Consider the following 16102-nt stretch of genomic DNA (forward strand, 5'->3'; position numbering starts at 1 on the left):
CGTTAGATGGACAACCTTTCGCAAGAGCATGCCGTGTCGCGCCAGGGCGGCGCCATGCAGACCGATGGCGACGGTCAGGAGTTTCTGGTCTTCACGCTGGGTGAAGAGGAATACGGTATCGACATCCTGAAGGTGCAGGAGATTCGCGGCTACGACGCGGTCACGCGCATTGCCAATGCGCCGGACTTCATCAAGGGCGTGATCAATCTGCGCGGCATCATCGTGCCGATCGTGGACATGCGCATCAAGTTCCGCCTGGGCCGCGTCGAGTACGACACGCAGACGGTGGTGATCATTCTGAACGTGGCGGGCCGCGTGGTCGGCATGGTGGTCGACGGGGTGTCCGACGTGCTCACGCTCGCGCGCGGCGAAATCAAGCCGGCGCCCGAGTTCGGCGCGCAACTGGCGACCGAGTACATCACGGGGCTGGGCACCGTCGAGGGCCGCATGCTGATTCTGATGGACATCGAGAAGCTCATGACCAGCAGCGACATGGCGCTCATCGAGCGCCTGACGAGCTGAGGCACGGCGACCCGGACGCCCATCGCGTCGCCCGACAGACCTGACCCACGACCTGCATTCCACGGAGACCGAGCACGTGCGTAATAACCAGCCCGTTACCCAGAACGAATTCGTGATCGGCGAGCATCAGTACCTGATCTCACGCACGGATCTGAAGGGCCGGATCACGTATGCCAATCCCGCTTTCGTGGAGGTGAGCGGCTATTCGCGTGATGAACTGCTTGGCGCGCCGCACAACATCGTTCGTCATCCGGATATGCCGCCGGAGGCGTTCGGCGACCTGTGGGAGACGGTCAAGCGCGGCGATACGTGGACCGGCCTGGTGAAGAACCGCCGCAAGGACGGCGATTTCTACTGGGTGCTGGCCACGGTGACGCCGACACTGGAAAACGGTGCCGTGGTGGGCTATACGTCCGTGCGTGTGCGCCCGACGGCAGGCACGACCCCGCAGGCCGACGCGATCTACGCGCGCTTTCGCAGCGGGCAGGCCGGCAACTTGCGCATTCGCGGCGGTCAGGTCGAGCGTGGCGGACTCGCGGCCGTGGCGCGCAAGATCCGCCTCGACACGCTGCGTGCGCGCCTGACCGGCATCATCGTGCTCGGCGCGATGCTGCTTGCCCTGGTCGGCGGTCTGGGCCTTTGGGGGCTGTCGAGCAGCAACGGGAAACTGCTGCGGGTGTATCAGCACGGCATGGTGCCGGTCAGCACGTTGGCCGTCATCGGCCAGAAGCTCGACCGCGACGTATTGCTCGTGGCCGAAGCCGTGGGCAGCCCGAACCTCGACGCCATGAAGCGCGCGGGCGATGAAATCACGAGCAACCTCGACGATATCAATCGTCAGTGGGCCGAGTACATGGCGTCGGTCGACCCGGAGACACGGGCGCAGGCCGAGCGCTTCAACACCATTCGCCAACGCTTTACGACCGACGGCCTGCAACAGACGGTCGAGATGCTCAAGGCCGGCTCAGCGGAAGGCGCGCAGCAGACCTATCTCGAAAAGGTGAAGCCCGCCTATGGCCCGATGCGCGATGAGCTGAACGTGCTCACTCGCCTCGAACTCACCCAGGCGACCGATCTGTATCAGCAGTCGCAGAAGGAGCACGCGTTCGTGCGGGCGGCGACAGCGGTGGCGGTGATCGGCGGCATTGTGGTGCTGTTTTTCCTCGGCAGCGTGCTGCGTCGCGCGATCAATCATCCGTTGCGCGTGGCGCTCTCGATGTCGAAGCAAATCGCGGCGGGTGACCTGACCGGCAAGGCGCAAGGCACGGGGCGCGACGAAATCGGCCAGTTGCTCTTCGGCCTGACCGTCATGAAGAACAGCCTGTTGTCCATCGTCTCCGATGTGCGCGAAGGCATCGAATCGATCAACGTGGCGTCACGCGAAATCGCCGCGGGCAATACCGATCTGTCGGCGCGCACGGAGCAGCAGGCCGCCTCGCTGGAACAAACGGCGTCGTCGATGGAGCAATTGACGGCCACCGTCAAACAGAACGCGGACAACGCCAAGCAGGCGAGCGTGCTGGCGGTGAATGCCTCGGAGATCGCCGCGCGCGGCGGTCGCGTGGTCGGCGACGTGGTCGACACCATGCAAGGGATTTCGTCGAGTTCGCACAAGGTCGTCGACATCATCAGCGTGATCGAAGGCATTGCGTTCCAGACCAACATTCTCGCGTTGAACGCGGCGGTGGAAGCCGCGCGCGCGGGCGAACAGGGCCGTGGCTTTGCCGTGGTGGCCGGCGAAGTGCGCACGCTGGCGCAGCGCAGCGCGGCGGCGGCCAAGGAAATCAAGGTTCTCATCGAAGACTCGGTCGGGCGCGTGGAAAGCGGCTCGACGCTGGTGGCGCAGGCCGGCCGGACGATGGAAGAAATCGTGCAGGCGGTGCAGCGCGTGACGGACATCATGGGCGAGATCTCGGCGGCGTCGAGCGAGCAGTCGAGCGGTATCGAACAGGTCAATCGCGCTGTCACGCAGATGGATGAAGTCACGCAGCAAAACGCCGCACTCGTCGAAGAGGCGGCAGCCGCTGCCGGTTCGCTCGAAGACCAGGCGCATCGCTTGCGCGACGCCGTGGCGGTTTTCCGTGTCGGCGATGCCTTCAAGGCGGACGCGGTGCAGACCGACAGCGCGTCCACCGTGCGTGCGCCGGAGGCGGCGACCGCCACGGTGGGGGTCACGGCAGCCGCATCGGTGGCCCGCGCGGCCCCGGCACGGGCCAGCGCAGGCGGCGGCGCCACGCGTACCGCCACGCGGCGCCCGCAGGCCGCTGCACCGGCCGCTACCGCGAACACACCGGAGGATGCCCAGGTGCTGCAACTGGCTGCGCGTCGAGGCAAGGCGCCGGCCGCTGGAGCGGTGGCGGCGGCGGGGTCGACCTCGGGCGCAACGCCGGGTGACACGGGCGATTGGGAAGAGTTTTGACGTGTCGATGATTGAGACGGTTGAGATGGTAGAGATGGGTCCGCCGGCCGCAGGCCGGTCTTCACGAGGTAGAGGTCGTTATGTTTAAGAATGTCACCATCCGGGCACGGTTGACGCTGGCGCTGGGACTCTTCATGGTGCTGCTGGTCGTCGGCGCCGCGGCGGGTCTGCTCTCGCTGCAACAAAGCAATGCGTCGCTGCAGGAGATCTACAAGACCGACATGTCGTCGGCGCGATCGCTCGCGCAGACAACGATTTCGACACTGTCGGCTCGCGTGACTCTTTCTCGCATCGAGTTCATCGCCGATCCGACCGAGATCAAGACGGCGATCGAGAGCGTTCGCCAGAATCTCAAGGCAGCCGACGACGCCTGGGCTGCCTATGCGGCGAAACCGATGTCGGACGGCGAAAAGCCGTTGGCCGACGCTGTGATTTCCGCCCGCGGCAAGGTGGTCAACGAGGGCATCCTGCCCGCGCTCAAGGCCATTGAGTCGGGCGACATTCCGGACTTCCACGCCAAGACGGTGATGGATGTGCCGCGCTTGTTCTCCGATTACACCAAGGCGATGGTGGCATTGGCCGACATGCAGGTCAAAAATGCGGAGAACCGTTATCTGGCCGCGCAGGCGCGCTACACGTTGGTGATGTGGATGGTCGGCATTGGCCTCGTCATCGGCCTGCTCGCGGGCATCATCACGCAAATCACGCTCACGCGTGCGGTCGTCGGTCCGATCGACGACGCCATCAAGCATTTCGAGAAGATCGCGGGTGGCGACCTTACGCAGCGCATCGAAGTGTGGAACGACACCGAAACCGGACGTCTGTTCAAGGGCGTGAAACATATGCAGGAAAGCCTCGTGCGCACCGTGTCGGAAGTTCGCGCGGGCACCGAGTCGATTACCTCGGCCGCGCAGCAGATCGCGGCGGGCAACACCGATCTGTCGGCGCGCACCGAGCAGCAGGCCGCGTCGCTCGAAGAGACCGCGTCGTCGATGGAGCAGCTCACCGCCACGGTCAAGCAAAACGCCGACAACGCGCGTCAGGCGAGCCAACTTGCCGTGACCGCCTCGGACATCGCCGCCCGCGGCGGCGAAGTGGTGGGGCGCGTGGTTGGCACGATGCAGGGCATCTCGACCAGCTCGAACAAGATCGTCGACATCATCAGCGTGATCGACGGGATTGCGTTCCAGACCAACATCCTCGCGTTGAACGCCGCGGTGGAAGCGGCGCGCGCCGGTGAACAGGGCCGCGGCTTCGCTGTGGTGGCCGGCGAAGTGCGCACGCTCGCGCAGCGCAGTGCGGCGGCCGCGAAGGAAATCAAGGAACTGATCGAAGACTCCTCGCACAAGGTGCACGACGGCTCGGCGCTGGTCGAGCAAGCCGGTCAGACGATGGAAGAGATCGTGCAGGCGGTCAAGCGTGTGACGGACATCATGGGCGAGATCTCGGCGGCATCGAGCGAGCAGTCGGGCGGCATCGAACAGGTCAATCGCGCCGTGACCCAGATGGACGAGGTCACGCAGCAGAACGCGGCGCTCGTGGAAGAAGCGGCAGCGGCCGCCGGCTCACTCGAAGAGCAGGCCAATCGTCTGAAGACGGTCGTGTCGGTGTTCCGTCTGGATGCCAGCCACGCGGCCCCGGCACTTGCGGCCGCTCCGCTCGCGCGTCCGGTCGCGAAGCCGACGAGGGCAGCGGCCCCTGCGGCGTCCGCGCCGGCCCCGACCGCAGCCCCGAAAGCAGCGCCCGCCGCGTTGCGCCGGCCGGCCCCGTCGGCTGCCCCGGCAGTCAGCGCTCGCACCGGCACGGACGACGCCAGCGGCGACTGGGAGACGTTCTGATCGCGCGCTGCGCGCTCACGCTGGCAACACGGTAAGCATTATCGGAACGGTGCACGCGCCACGTCCCATCGAGGGACGAACCGGAAGTCTCGGGCGGCGCGTGTCGGCAAGTGGCAACAATCGGCAAGACGAAAGCCGTCGCGAGCATCGCGCCGCGGCGTACAGGTAGTGGGGGTCACATCATGAAGCAATTGAGTCTCAAGGCAAAACTCTGGTCCGCGCTTGCGCTGATGTGGCTGGGTCTTCTGATTTTCGGCGGCTGGGCAGCCTGGCACGAACGCAGCACGATGGTGTCGGAGCGCCGGGCGGCGGTCGAGAACATCGTCACGAGTGCCGACGGCATCGTGCGCGACTACGCGGCACAGGCCGCGGCAGGCAAGATCAGCGTCGACGACGCCAAACAGCAGGCGATGGCTCGCCTGAAGGCGATGCGATACGGCGACAGCGGCTACCTGGTCGTGTTCAACTCGAAGCCGGTCGTGCTCATGCATCCGACGCTGGCCGATCTGGTGAACAAGGACGTCTCGAACTACAAGGATTCGAACGGCAAGTTGCTGTTCGTCGAGATGGCCCGCGTTGCCAAGGAGAAAGGCTCGGGCTTCGTCGAATACCACGGTCGTGTCGCGGGCAGCGACAAGCGCCTGGAGAAGCTTTCGTTCGTGAAGTACTTCGCGCCGTGGGACTGGGGCGTGATGAGCGGTATCTACATGCAGGACGTCGACGAGGCGTTCTACAGTGCGCTGATCCGATACGGCATCGCTCTGCTGGTCATCGGCGCCATCGTGACGGCCGCCATGATCGCGATCATTCGCAACGTGCAGCGCAGCCTGGGCGGCGAGCCTGAGTATGCCGCCGAGATCGCGCATCGCATCGCAAGCGGCGATCTGCAAAGCCAGGTGAGTCTGGCGCCGGGCGATGACAGCAGCCTGCTCCACGCGATGCAGCGCATGCAGCGCACGCTGGCCGAGACTATCGGGCAGATTCGCGAGGGCACCGAGTCGATCACGACGGCCGCACAGCAGATCGCGGCAGGCAACACCGACCTGTCGGCGCGCACCGAGCAGCAGGCCGCGTCGCTCGAAGAGACTGCGTCGTCGATGGAGCAGCTCACCGCCACGGTCAAGCAAAACGCCGACAACGCGCGTCAGGCGAGCCAACTCGCCGTGAATGCCTCGGAGATCGCCACGCGGGGCGGTCAGGTTTCCGGACAGGTCGGCGAGACGATGGACGGTATCTCGACCAGTTCGAACAAGATCGTCGACATCATCGGCGTCATCGACGGGATCGCCTTCCAGACCAACATCCTGGCGCTGAACGCCGCCGTGGAAGCCGCCCGTGCGGGCGAGCAGGGGCGCGGCTTTGCCGTGGTGGCGGGCGAAGTGCGCACGCTGGCGCAGCGCAGTGCGGCCGCCGCGAAGGAAATCAAGGCGCTGATCGAAGAGTCGGCGCGCCGCGTGCAGGACGGCACGGCGCTCGTCGCCCAGCAGCGCCAGACGATGGGCGAGATCGTACAGGCGGTCAAGCGCGTGACGGACATCATGGGTGAGATCTCGGCGGCATCGAACGAGCAGTCGAGCGGTATCGAGCAGGTGAACCGCGCCGTGACGCAGATGGACGAAGTGACGCAGCAGAACGCGGCGCTCGTGGAGGAAGCGGCGGCCGCGGCCGGGTCGCTCGAATCGCAGGCGCACGATCTGCGCTCAGCGGTGGCGGTGTTCCAGACGAGCGGTGCGGGGATGGCCGGTCACGCAATGAGCGCGCCGCGTCGTAGGCCGGCGCCGCAGACGCTGGCTCGCGCGGCATAGCGCGAACGACTGCCACGGTGGCAAAGTGAGACGACATGACTGATTCGCGCATGACCTCGCCTACGACGCGCCGAGGTGCCGCCGGCACCGACGGCGACGCCAGCTCGCGCGGCGCGGATTTCGCGCGCGCCAGCGGCGCCGCCCTCTCGGGCGAACGCGACTTCGCATTCTCGCTGACCGATTTCGGCCGCATCCGCAATCTGATCTATCAACGCGCCGGCATCGCCCTGGCGGAACACAAGCGCGAGATGGTATACAGCCGCATCGCACGGCGTTTGCGCGCGCTGGGCCTCACCAGTTTCACCGAATACCTCGACAGGCTCGAGGCCGACACCGGCGAGGCCGAATGGGAGTCGTTCACCAACGCGTTGACGACCAACCTGACGTCGTTCTTCCGCGAGTCGCATCACTTCCCGCTGCTCGCCGACTTCGTGCGTCAGCGGGCCAAGCCGATTTCGATCTGGTGCTGTGCCGCGTCGACCGGCGAAGAGCCATATTCGATTGCGATGACGCTCGTCGACACGCTCGGCACGCGTCCCAGCGCGAGCGTGCTCGCCACCGATCTCGACACGCAGGTGCTCGCGCGGGCCGCGAGTGCCGTCTACAGCGGCGAGCAGACCGGCAAGCTCTCGCAGGAGCAGTTGCGCCGCCATTTCCTGCGGGGCACGGGCGCGAACGAGGGCAAGATCAAGGTGCGCCCGGAACTGCAGCAACTCGTGACGTTCGCGCCGCTCAACCTGCTCGCGCCGTCGTGGCAGATCGGTGGGCCGTTCGACGTCATCTTCTGCCGCAACGTGATGATCTATTTCGACAAGGCCACGCAAGCGCGCATTCTCGAGCGCTTCGTGCCCTTGCTCAAGCCGGATGGTTTGCTCTTCGCCGGACATTCCGAGAACTTCACCTATGTGAGCCAGGCGTTCCGGTTGCGTGGGCAGACGGTGTACGAACTGGCCGGCAAGCGTCCACCCGGAGCCTGACATGACGCAGCCACTGGCCGAGGCCCTCGCGACCAACCACTACTTCGATAATGCGTTCGACACGCAGGCGGTCAAGCTGCTGCCGTCGGAGTACTACGTGACGACCGACGACATCATGCTCGTGACCGTGCTCGGCTCGTGCGTGGCCGCTTGCGTGCGCGACACCATCACCGGCATCGGCGGCATGAATCATTTCATGTTGCCGGACGATGGCGAGAGCGAGCGCGACCGTATACTCTCGGCGTCGATGCGCTATGGCGCTTACGCCATGGAAATGCTCATCAACGAACTGATCAAGCTTGGTGCACGGCGCGAGCGGCTCGAAGCGAAGGTCTTCGGCGGTGGCGCGGTGCTCGCGGGCATGACCACCCTGAACATCGGCGATCGCAACGCGAACTTCGTGTTGCGCTACCTGGAGATGGAGCAGATTCGCGTCACGGCGCAGGATCTGCTCGGACCGCATCCGCGCAAGGTGTGCTTCTTGCCGCGCACCGGGCGGGTGATGGTGAGGAAGCTGGGCGACCGGGGCGACCCGGCCATCGCCCAGCGCGAACAGGCGTACGCGCAGCGTCTGCGTGCACGCGAAGTCCGGGGTTCCGTAGAACTCTTTGCGCCACCGGCCAGAAACGCCAAGCCTCGGCCGGGGCATGACAACCGACAAATGGAGGAGGCTTGAGCGAACCAATCAAAGTCCTGTGCGTGGACGATTCCGCACTCGTGCGCAGCCTGATGACCGAGATCATCAACGCGCAACCGGACATGACCGTTGTGGCGACCGCCCCCGACCCGCTCGTGGCGCGCGACCTGATCAAGCAGCACAACCCGGACGTGCTCACGCTCGACGTCGAAATGCCGCGCATGGACGGGCTCGACTTCCTCGAGAAGCTCATGCGTCTGCGCCCGATGCCGGTGCTCATGGTGTCGTCGCTGACCGAGCGCGGCTCGGAGGTCACGCTGCGCGCGCTTGAACTCGGCGCGGTGGACTTCGTGACGAAGCCGCGCCTGGGCATTCGCGACGGCATGCTCGACTACGGGGAGATGATCGCCGACAAGATTCGCGGCGCCGCACGCGCGCGCGTGCGCAGCGCTCCACCCAAGAGTGCGGCGCCCGCACCGGTCGAGGCAGCGCCGATGTTGCGCAACCCGCTGGTGTCGACGGAAAAGCTGATCATCATCGGCGCGTCGACGGGCGGCACGGAAGCGATTCGCGAGGTACTCGTGCCGATGCCACCGGACGCGCCGGCGATCCTGATTACCCAGCACATGCCGGCGGGCTTCACGAAGTCGTTCGCGCAGCGCCTGAACGGGCTGTGCCGCATCACGGTGAAGGAAGCCGAGCATGGCGAGCGGGTGCTGCCGGGCCACGCGTACATCGCGCCGGGCGGCGACACCCACCTGCAACTCTCGCGCAGCGGCGCGAACTACGTGGCCTTGCTTGATGCGGCACCGCCGGTGAATCGACATCGGCCGTCGGTCGATGTATTGTTTCGCTCCGCGGCCGTCCACGCGGGACGCAACGCGATTGGTGTGATTCTCACGGGCATGGGCCGCGACGGGGCGGCGGGTCTCGTGGAGATGCGCCGGGCCGGCGCGCACACGTTCGCGCAGGACGAGGCGAGCTGCATTGTGTTCGGCATGCCGCGCGAGGCCATTGCGATGGGCGGCGCGGAAGAAGTGGTGCCACTGCACGAAATGGCCCGCAAAGTGCTGCATCAGGTCGCGAAATTTGGCGACCGCACGCAGCGGGTATAGTAGGGCGCTTTTTTGGCGTTTTTTCGCCGTATGCGTCGCGTCGATTTGCGGACACACTTGGGGCACCGAGTGGTGGCGAAATCCGCCCATGAATATCGCCGGCCCCCGCGGGGCGCCGGCCGAATTTGGAGTGATGATGGTAGACAAGAACTTGAAATTCCTGGTCGTCGACGATTTTCCGACGATGCGCCGGATCGTGAGAAACCTGCTCAAGGAGCTGGGCTTCTCCAACGTCGACGAAGCGGAAGATGGTGCGGCGGCGCTGGCCAAGCTGCGCGGCGGTAGCTTCGAATTCGTGGTCTCGGACTGGAACATGCCGAACATGGACGGCCTGACGATGCTCCAGCAGATCCGCGCCGATCCGAACCTGGCGAAGCTGCCGGTGCTGATGGTGACGGCCGAAGCGAAGAAGGAAAACATCATCGCGGCCGCCCAGGCCGGGGCCAGCGGGTATGTCGTCAAGCCGTTCACGGCCGCGACGCTCGATGAAAAGCTGGGCAAGATCTTCGAGAAAATGGAAAAGACGGGGGCCTGAGCGTGACCCACGAGGCGAGCACTGAATGGCCGGGTGAGCCCGACGGCGCTTACGTGACCGGCGAAGCGGATCCGTCCGCGCGCATGCTCATGCGCATCGGACAGTTGACGCGCATGCTGCGCGATAACCTGCGCGAGCTTGGTTTGGACAAGCAACTCGAACAGGCGGCCGAAGCGATTCCGGATGCGCGCGATCGCCTGAACTATGTCGCTACCCTGACCGAGCAGGCGGCGGTGCGGGCGCTCACGGCCATTGAACTGGCCAAGCCCATTCAGGACCGCCTTGAAGCGGACGCCAATGCGCTCGACGCGCGCTGGGCCAAGTGGTTCGACGAGCCGCTCGAACTCGACGACGCCCGCCATCTGGTCGTTGAGACGCGCACGTATCTGCGCCGCGTGCCCGACGATACGCGCGCGACCAACAACCATCTGATGGAAATCATGATGGCGCAGGACTTCCAGGATCTGACCGGGCAGGTCATCAAGAAGATCATGGATGTCGTGCAGGAGATCGAGAAGCATCTGCTTCAGACGCTGCTTGAAAACATGCCGCCCGAGAAGCGCAAGGAGGCGGAAGACTCCCTGCTCAACGGGCCGCAGGTCAAGACGGACGGCCGCACCGACATCGTGGCCGACCAGGGACAGGTCGATGACCTGCTCGCCAGTCTCGGTTTCTGAGATGTCGGGCCCCGGCAGCCCGTCGACGGGCTGCCGGGGCGTCGCTGTCTGGGGCCGGTTCCGGCCTTGACCGGGCGCCCGCGCGAAATACCGCCCAATCCCGCCTCTATTCCCCCCTTTGTGACTTGACCGTTACGGCCATAATCGGTCGCGATAGGGTGGCTTCGTCCGCCCGCAGTGGATAGGGCATGGCTGAGGATAGCGATCTCGAAAAGACGGAACCCGCGTCTCCCCGGCGCCTTGAAAAGGCGCGCGAGGAAGGACAGGTTGCGCGTTCGCGGGAGCTGTCCACGTTTGCCTTGCTGGCCGCTGGCGTGGCTGGCCTGTGGATGACGGCCGACCGCATCTCGCAAGGGTTTGCCCAACTGATGCGCCACGGGATGCAGTTCGAGCCAGGCACCGCCCTCGACACCCACCGCATGCTCTCGTACGCCGCGCGCTCGGGCGCCGACGCGCTCATCGCCATCGCGCCGTTGCTCGGCGTGCTGGTGCTCGCGGCGATCGCGGCCCCGATGGCGCTGGGCGGCTGGCTCTTCACCACCCAGTCGCTCGCCCCCAATTTCGGCCGTCTGAATCCGATCAAGGGGCTGGGCCGCATGTTCTCGGTGCAGGGACTGGTCGAACTCGTCAAGGCGGTGGCCAAGACCGTGCTCGTCGGCGCCGTAGCGTACTGGGCGATTGCGCGCGATCGCGACGCGGTCATGGGACTGATGACCCAGTCGCCGCGCGCGGCACTGCCGTATGTGGGCGAGTTGATCGCCGTGTGCTGCGCGTTCATTGTGGCGTCGCTGATGCTGGTGGCAGCCATCGACGTGCCCTTCCAGCTCTGGCAGCACTACAAGAAGCTGCGCATGACCAAAGAGGAAGTGCGGCAGGAAAACAAGGAAAACGAGGGCGATCCACACCTCAAGGCGCACATCCGTCAGTTGCAGCGCCAGACGGCGCGCCGTCGCATGATGCAGGACGTGCCCAAGGCCGACGTGATCGTGACCAATCCGACACACTTCGCCGTCGCCCTCGAATACAAGGAGAACATGTCTGCGCCGCGCGTGCTGGCCAAGGGCACGGATCTGGTGGCGAAGCGCATTCGCGAGATGGGCGCCGAGCACCACATCCCGATTCTCGAAGCCCCGCCGCTGGCACGGGCACTGCACGCGCACGTGGACATCGGTCATGAAATCCCGGCCACGCTATACACGGCCGTGGCCGAAGTGCTGGCGTGGGTCTTCCAGCTTCGCCGCTGGCGCACCGAGGGGGGCGTCGCGCCCGTCACCCCGTCGGACCTGCCGGTGCCGGCCGACCTCGACGCGCCGCGGCGCGCCGGGGCGAAACGAGTGTAACGAATGAACCTCAACCCTCGCGCGAACCAGCTCCTGCGCTCGTCGCAACTGCTCCTCGGTGGCAATCTGAAGTCGCTTGCCGCGCCGGTGCTGATCATCATGATTCTGGGCATGATGATCCTGCCGTTGCCGCCGTTCATCCTGGATCTGCTCTTCACCTTCAACATCGCCCTGGCGGTGATGGTGCTGCTCGTGAGCATGTACACGCAAAAGCCGCTCGACTTCGCGGCGTTCCCGAGCGTGCTGCTGTTCTCCACGCTGCTGCGCCTGTCGCTGAACGTGGCGTCGACCCGCGTGGTGCTGCTTGAAGGCCACACCGGCCCGGACGCCGCCGGCAAGGTGATCGAGGCGTTCGGCCACTTCCTGGTGGGCGGCAACTATGCCGTCGGTATCGTGGTGTTCATCATCCTCGTGGTCATCAACTTCATGGTGATCACGAAGGGCGCGGGGCGTATCGCCGAAGTCGGCGCGCGCTTCACCCTCGACGCCATGCCCGGCAAGCAGATGGCGATCGACGCCGACCTGAACGCCGGACTGATCGGCGAAGAGGAAGCGCGCAAGCGCCGCTCGGTGATCGCGCAGGAAGCCGACTTCTACGGCTCGATGGACGGCGCATCGAAGTTCGTGCGCGGCGATGCGGTCGCCGGTCTGCTCATCATGATCATCAACATCGTCGGCGGGCTGATCGTCGGCGTGGCCCAGCACGGCCTGGATATCGGCATGGCGGCGAAGAACTACACGCTGCTGACCATCGGTGACGGTCTGGTCGCGCAGATTCCCGCGCTGGTGATCTCGACGGCCGCCGGTGTGGTCGTCTCGCGCGTGGCGACCGATGAGGACGTCGGTCAGCAAGTCGTCTCGCAACTGTTCAGCAATCCGCGCGTGCTGGGCATCACGGGGGCGATTCTCGGCCTGATGGGCTTGATCCCTGGCATGCCGCACTTCGCCTTCCTGCTGCTGGCGGGGGGGCTGGGGGCGCTGGCGCGTTATCAGTTCCGTCGCGCCGAGGCCGAGAAGCAACAGGCCGCGCGTCCGACTCCCGTGGCGGCCAGCGCACCGGCCGAAGTAGCCGAGGCGTCGTGGGACGATGTGGCGCTGGTCGACCCGCTGGGCCTGGAAGTCGGCTATCGACTGATTCCGCTCGTCGACCGCAATCAGGACGGCGAATTGCTCAAGCGCATCAAGGGCATCCGCAAGAAGTTCGCCCAGGAAATCGGCTTCCTTGCGCCGGTCGTGCACATTCGCGACAACCTGGAGCTGCGCCCGAACCAGTACCGCATCACGCTCAAGGGCGTGGTCATCGGCGAGGGTGAAGCGTATCCGGGACAACTGCTCGCCATCGACCCGGGGCAGGTCAGTGCGCCGCTGCAGGGCACGCCCACGCGCGACCCGGCCTTCGGCCTGCCGGCCACATGGATCGATGTCGGTCAGCGCGATCAGGCCCAGGCGTATGGCTACACGGTGGTCGATGCCGGGACAGTGGTCGCCACGCACCTGAACCACCTGATCAACGCCCACGCGCACGAGTTGCTGGGGCGTCACGAAGTGCAGCAGCTCATCGAGCGCATCGGCAAGGACGCACCCAAGCTCATCGAAGACCTGGTGCCGAAGACGGTCGCGCTCACCACGCTGCAAAAAGTGTTGCAGAACCTGCTCGAGGAGCAGGTGCCGATTCGCGACATGCGTACGATCATCGATACGCTCGCCGAACACGGTACGCGCGTGCAGGATGCGCAGGATCTCACGGCGCTGGTGCGCCTGGCGCTGGGTCGCGCGATCACGCAAAGCGTGTTTCCGGGCAACGGCGATCTCGAGGTGGTGGGGCTCGACGCCAATCTCGAACGCATTCTCACGCAGGCGTTGTCGGCCGGCGGCGGCACCGGTCTGGAGCCGGGCCTCGCGGACACGTTGTTGCGCGAGACGCAGGCTGCCGTGGCGCGTCAGGAGCGTCAGGGCCTGCCGTCGGTATTGCTGGTCCAACATCCGCTGCGTTCGCTGCTCTCGCGCTTCCTGCGCCGCAGCGTACCGCAGCTCAAGGTTTTGTCGTATGCGGAAGTGCCTGACACACGCAACGTGAAAATGACGGCACTCATCGGAGGTCAAGGGTGAAGATTCGGAAATTCTTTGCGGGCACGTGCCGCGATGCACTGCGCCAGATTCGCGAGGAAATTGGACCGGATGCGGTCGTGTTGTCCAACCGCTCGGTCGCCAACGGCGTGGAAATCGTTGCGTTGGCGGAAGAGGATCTTGACGCGCTCGCGGGCGGCGACATGCCGACCCATCGGCCGCGTCCGCGCCCGGCGGCGCCTGTCGCTCCCGTTACGGCGGCCCATGACGCGGGGGCCGCGAGCGCGCTTGCCCAGACCATGATGGGCGAACTTCAGAGCATGCGCGGCTTGCTCGAAGAGCAGGTCGCGGGGCTGGTCTGGAACGACAAGCAACGTCGGTCTCCGGCGCAGGGCGAGATTCTGCGTACGCTGCTCGCCGCCGGGTTCTCGGCGCAACTGGGCCGGGCGCTGCTCGAGCACCTGCCGGAGGGTGGCGATCTGGAGAGCGGGCTGGCATGGGTCAAGCGTGCGCTCACGCGCAATCTGCCCGTCATGCCGAACGAAGACGAACTGATGGACCGCGGCGGCGTGTACGCGCTGATGGGGCCGACCGGCGTGGGCAAAACTACCACGACGGCCAAGCTCGCGGCGCGTTGCGTGATGCGGCACGGCGCGGAGAAGCTCGCGTTGCTCACGACCGACAGCTATCGTATCGGCGGACATGAGCAGTTGCGCATCTACGGCAAGATTCTCGGCGTGACGGTGCACGCGGTGAAGGACGCCACGGACTTGCGTCTCGCGCTGACCGAGTTGCGCAACAAGCACATGGTGCTGATCGACACGGTGGGCATGAGCCAGCGCGACCGCACGGTGCCGGAGCAGGTGGCGATGCTGTGCGGCGCCGAGACGCCGGTGCAGCGCTTGCTGCTGCTCAACGCGACGAGCCACGGCGACACGCTCAACGAGGTGGTGCACGCCTATCGCAGCGCGAGCGCGCAAGGCGGCGGCGATCTGGCGGGGTGCATTCTCACGAAACTGGACGAAACGACCAATCTCGGGTCGGTGCTCGATACGGTGATTCGTCATCGTTTGCCGGTGCATTACGTGTCCACGGGACAGCGTGTGCCGGAGAACCTGCACGTAGCCGACAAGCCGTTCCTGATCGATACGGCGTTGTCCGCGCCGGTCACGGGGTCGCCGTTCGTGCCGGCCGAGGAAGACTTGCTGGCCGTGGTGCGCGGTGTCGATCCTCAATACAGCGGGCTGTTCGCGCCTGCCCAACCGTCAGGCGAGGCCTGCTTTGGTTAAGCTCGTACTCGATCAAGCGGAAGGTCTGCGCCGACTCGTGGCGCGTCACACCACGCGTATCGTCGCGGTGGTGGGGAGTGCGCCTGAAGCGGGTCAGACGAGTGCCGCGCTGAATCTGGCCAGCGCCCTGGCGCATCACGGTCAGGATGTGGTGCTGGCCGATGAGAGCGGCCATGCCGCGCCGGCGCTCGGCCTGCCGTTGCGTGGCGACATCCACGACGTGCTGGCCGGACGTGTGTTGCCCGAGGCGATTCGCGTGCATACGCGCGACAACGTGGTGCTGGTGCCGGTGGCGCATCGCCACCCCGAGCGCATCGATCCGTTGCGCGCATTGCCGCTGTTGACGACCGGTGAGCCCGACGTCGTGGTGATCGACTGCACGCATGCGGGGGCGGTGCTCAGCCCGCTCGCGGCGCACGCGCACGACGTGCTGGTGGTGCTGGGGTGTGAGCCGGCGTCGATCACGGGGGCGTATTCGTGGATCAAGCAGGCGCATTTCGACTACGCGCTGGCGCAGTTCCGGGTGTTGGTGAATCGGGCGGAGGATGTGGAGGCGCGCGTGGTGTGCCGCAATCTGGCCACGACGGCGAGCCGTTACCTGGCGGTGTCGCTGGAGCTGGCTGGCCATGTGCCGACGGACCGGCAGGTCACGCGTGCGCGGCAATTGACGCGCACCGTGGTCGATGCGTTTCCGATGGCGCCGGCGGCGGTGGCGTATCGGCAGTTGGCGGTGCAGGTGATGCATTGGCCGCTGGCTGTGCGAGAGACGGGGTTGGGCGCGTTGGGCGCCGGGGTCGGTGACATCGGCGGCGAGCGCGGGGGCGACATAACGCATGGCGTGGGCGCGGTGAGCGCGCACACGGCCTGAGCGACACGGCACG

Annotated in this window: 13 protein-coding genes; all 13 read left to right on the plus strand. The window is 65.9% G+C overall.

From position 1 onward, the window contains the following. Window positions 1-6 precede the first annotated feature (6 nt). The 13 genes from PEP31012_RS14900 to PEP31012_RS14960 all read left to right on the plus strand — a co-directional run bounded on the left by PEP31012_RS14900 (window position 7) and on the right by PEP31012_RS14960 (window position 16089). On the plus strand, window positions 7-522 hold the full coding sequence (locus tag PEP31012_RS14900) for a chemotaxis protein CheW (protein WP_150590122.1): 516 nt from the start codon (window positions 7-9) through the stop codon (window positions 520-522). A 76-nt stretch (window positions 523-598) separates the two neighbouring features. After that, a complete protein-coding gene (locus PEP31012_RS24160; protein WP_150590123.1) occupies window positions 599-2941 on the plus strand; it encodes a methyl-accepting chemotaxis protein in 2343 nt (780 codons plus the stop codon). An 80-nt stretch (window positions 2942-3021) separates the two neighbouring features. Continuing rightward, window positions 3022-4779, plus strand: coding sequence for a methyl-accepting chemotaxis protein (locus PEP31012_RS24165; protein WP_150590124.1), 1758 nt, complete (start codon window positions 3022-3024; stop codon window positions 4777-4779). 182 nt (window positions 4780-4961) lie between these two features. Continuing rightward, window positions 4962-6584, plus strand: coding sequence for a methyl-accepting chemotaxis protein (locus tag PEP31012_RS14915; RefSeq protein WP_150590125.1), 1623 nt, complete (start codon window positions 4962-4964; stop codon window positions 6582-6584). Window positions 6585-6634: 50 nt separating this feature from the next. Then, entirely contained in the window at window positions 6635-7561 is a 927-nt protein-coding gene (locus PEP31012_RS14920; protein ID WP_246171311.1) for a CheR family methyltransferase, read from the plus strand. 1 nt (window position 7562) lies between these two features. Continuing rightward, entirely contained in the window at window positions 7563-8237 is a 675-nt protein-coding gene (gene cheD, locus PEP31012_RS14925) for a chemoreceptor glutamine deamidase CheD (protein WP_150590127.1), read from the plus strand. Then, window positions 8234-9313: a protein-glutamate methylesterase/protein-glutamine glutaminase gene (locus PEP31012_RS14930; RefSeq protein WP_150590128.1), complete on the plus strand. Its 1080-nt coding sequence runs from the start codon at window positions 8234-8236 to the stop codon at window positions 9311-9313. Before cheD ends, PEP31012_RS14930 begins: the two co-directional genes overlap by 4 nt. 136 nt (window positions 9314-9449) lie before the next feature. Further along, entirely contained in the window at window positions 9450-9848 is a 399-nt protein-coding gene (gene cheY, locus PEP31012_RS14935; protein WP_150590129.1) for a chemotaxis response regulator CheY, read from the plus strand. Next, entirely contained in the window at window positions 9845-10525 is a 681-nt protein-coding gene (gene cheZ, locus PEP31012_RS14940; protein WP_150590130.1) for a protein phosphatase CheZ, read from the plus strand. The genes cheY and cheZ overlap by 4 nt, the downstream gene beginning before the upstream one ends. 188 nt (window positions 10526-10713) lie before the next feature. Beyond that, window positions 10714-11865: a flagellar biosynthesis protein FlhB gene (gene flhB, locus PEP31012_RS14945; RefSeq protein WP_150590131.1), complete on the plus strand. Its 1152-nt coding sequence runs from the start codon at window positions 10714-10716 to the stop codon at window positions 11863-11865. A gap of 3 nt (window positions 11866-11868) precedes the next feature. Next, entirely contained in the window at window positions 11869-13974 is a 2106-nt protein-coding gene (flhA, locus tag PEP31012_RS14950; RefSeq protein WP_150590132.1) for a flagellar biosynthesis protein FlhA, read from the plus strand. After that, entirely contained in the window at window positions 13971-15221 is a 1251-nt protein-coding gene (gene flhF / locus PEP31012_RS14955) for a flagellar biosynthesis GTPase FlhF (RefSeq protein WP_150590133.1), read from the plus strand. Before flhA ends, flhF begins: the two co-directional genes overlap by 4 nt. Then, window positions 15214-16089: a MinD/ParA family ATP-binding protein gene (locus PEP31012_RS14960; protein ID WP_150590134.1), complete on the plus strand. Its 876-nt coding sequence runs from the start codon at window positions 15214-15216 to the stop codon at window positions 16087-16089. The genes flhF and PEP31012_RS14960 overlap by 8 nt, the downstream gene beginning before the upstream one ends. Window positions 16090-16102: the final 13 nt, after the last annotated feature.

It is taken from the genome of Pandoraea eparura (assembly GCF_902459725.1).
Lineage (GTDB): Bacteria > Pseudomonadota > Gammaproteobacteria > Burkholderiales > Burkholderiaceae > Pandoraea > Pandoraea eparura.

What these genes read in the sequence shown, in the direction of transcription:
- PEP31012_RS14900 (WP_150590122.1), top strand. Translation starts at nt 7, where the DNA reads ATGGACAACCTTTCGCAAGAGCATGCCGTGTCGCGCCAGGGCGGCGCC.
- PEP31012_RS24165 (WP_150590124.1), top strand. Translation starts at nt 3,022, where the DNA reads ATGTTTAAGAATGTCACCATCCGGGCACGGTTGACGCTGGCGCTGGGA.
- PEP31012_RS14915 (WP_150590125.1), top strand. Translation starts at nt 4,962, where the DNA reads ATGAAGCAATTGAGTCTCAAGGCAAAACTCTGGTCCGCGCTTGCGCTG.
- PEP31012_RS14920 (WP_246171311.1), top strand. Translation starts at nt 6,635, where the DNA reads ATGACCTCGCCTACGACGCGCCGAGGTGCCGCCGGCACCGACGGCGAC.
- cheD (WP_150590127.1), top strand. Translation starts at nt 7,563, where the DNA reads ATGACGCAGCCACTGGCCGAGGCCCTCGCGACCAACCACTACTTCGAT.
- cheY (WP_150590129.1), top strand. Translation starts at nt 9,450, where the DNA reads ATGGTAGACAAGAACTTGAAATTCCTGGTCGTCGACGATTTTCCGACG.
- flhB (WP_150590131.1), top strand. Translation starts at nt 10,714, where the DNA reads ATGGCTGAGGATAGCGATCTCGAAAAGACGGAACCCGCGTCTCCCCGG.
- flhA (WP_150590132.1), top strand. Translation starts at nt 11,869, where the DNA reads ATGAACCTCAACCCTCGCGCGAACCAGCTCCTGCGCTCGTCGCAACTG.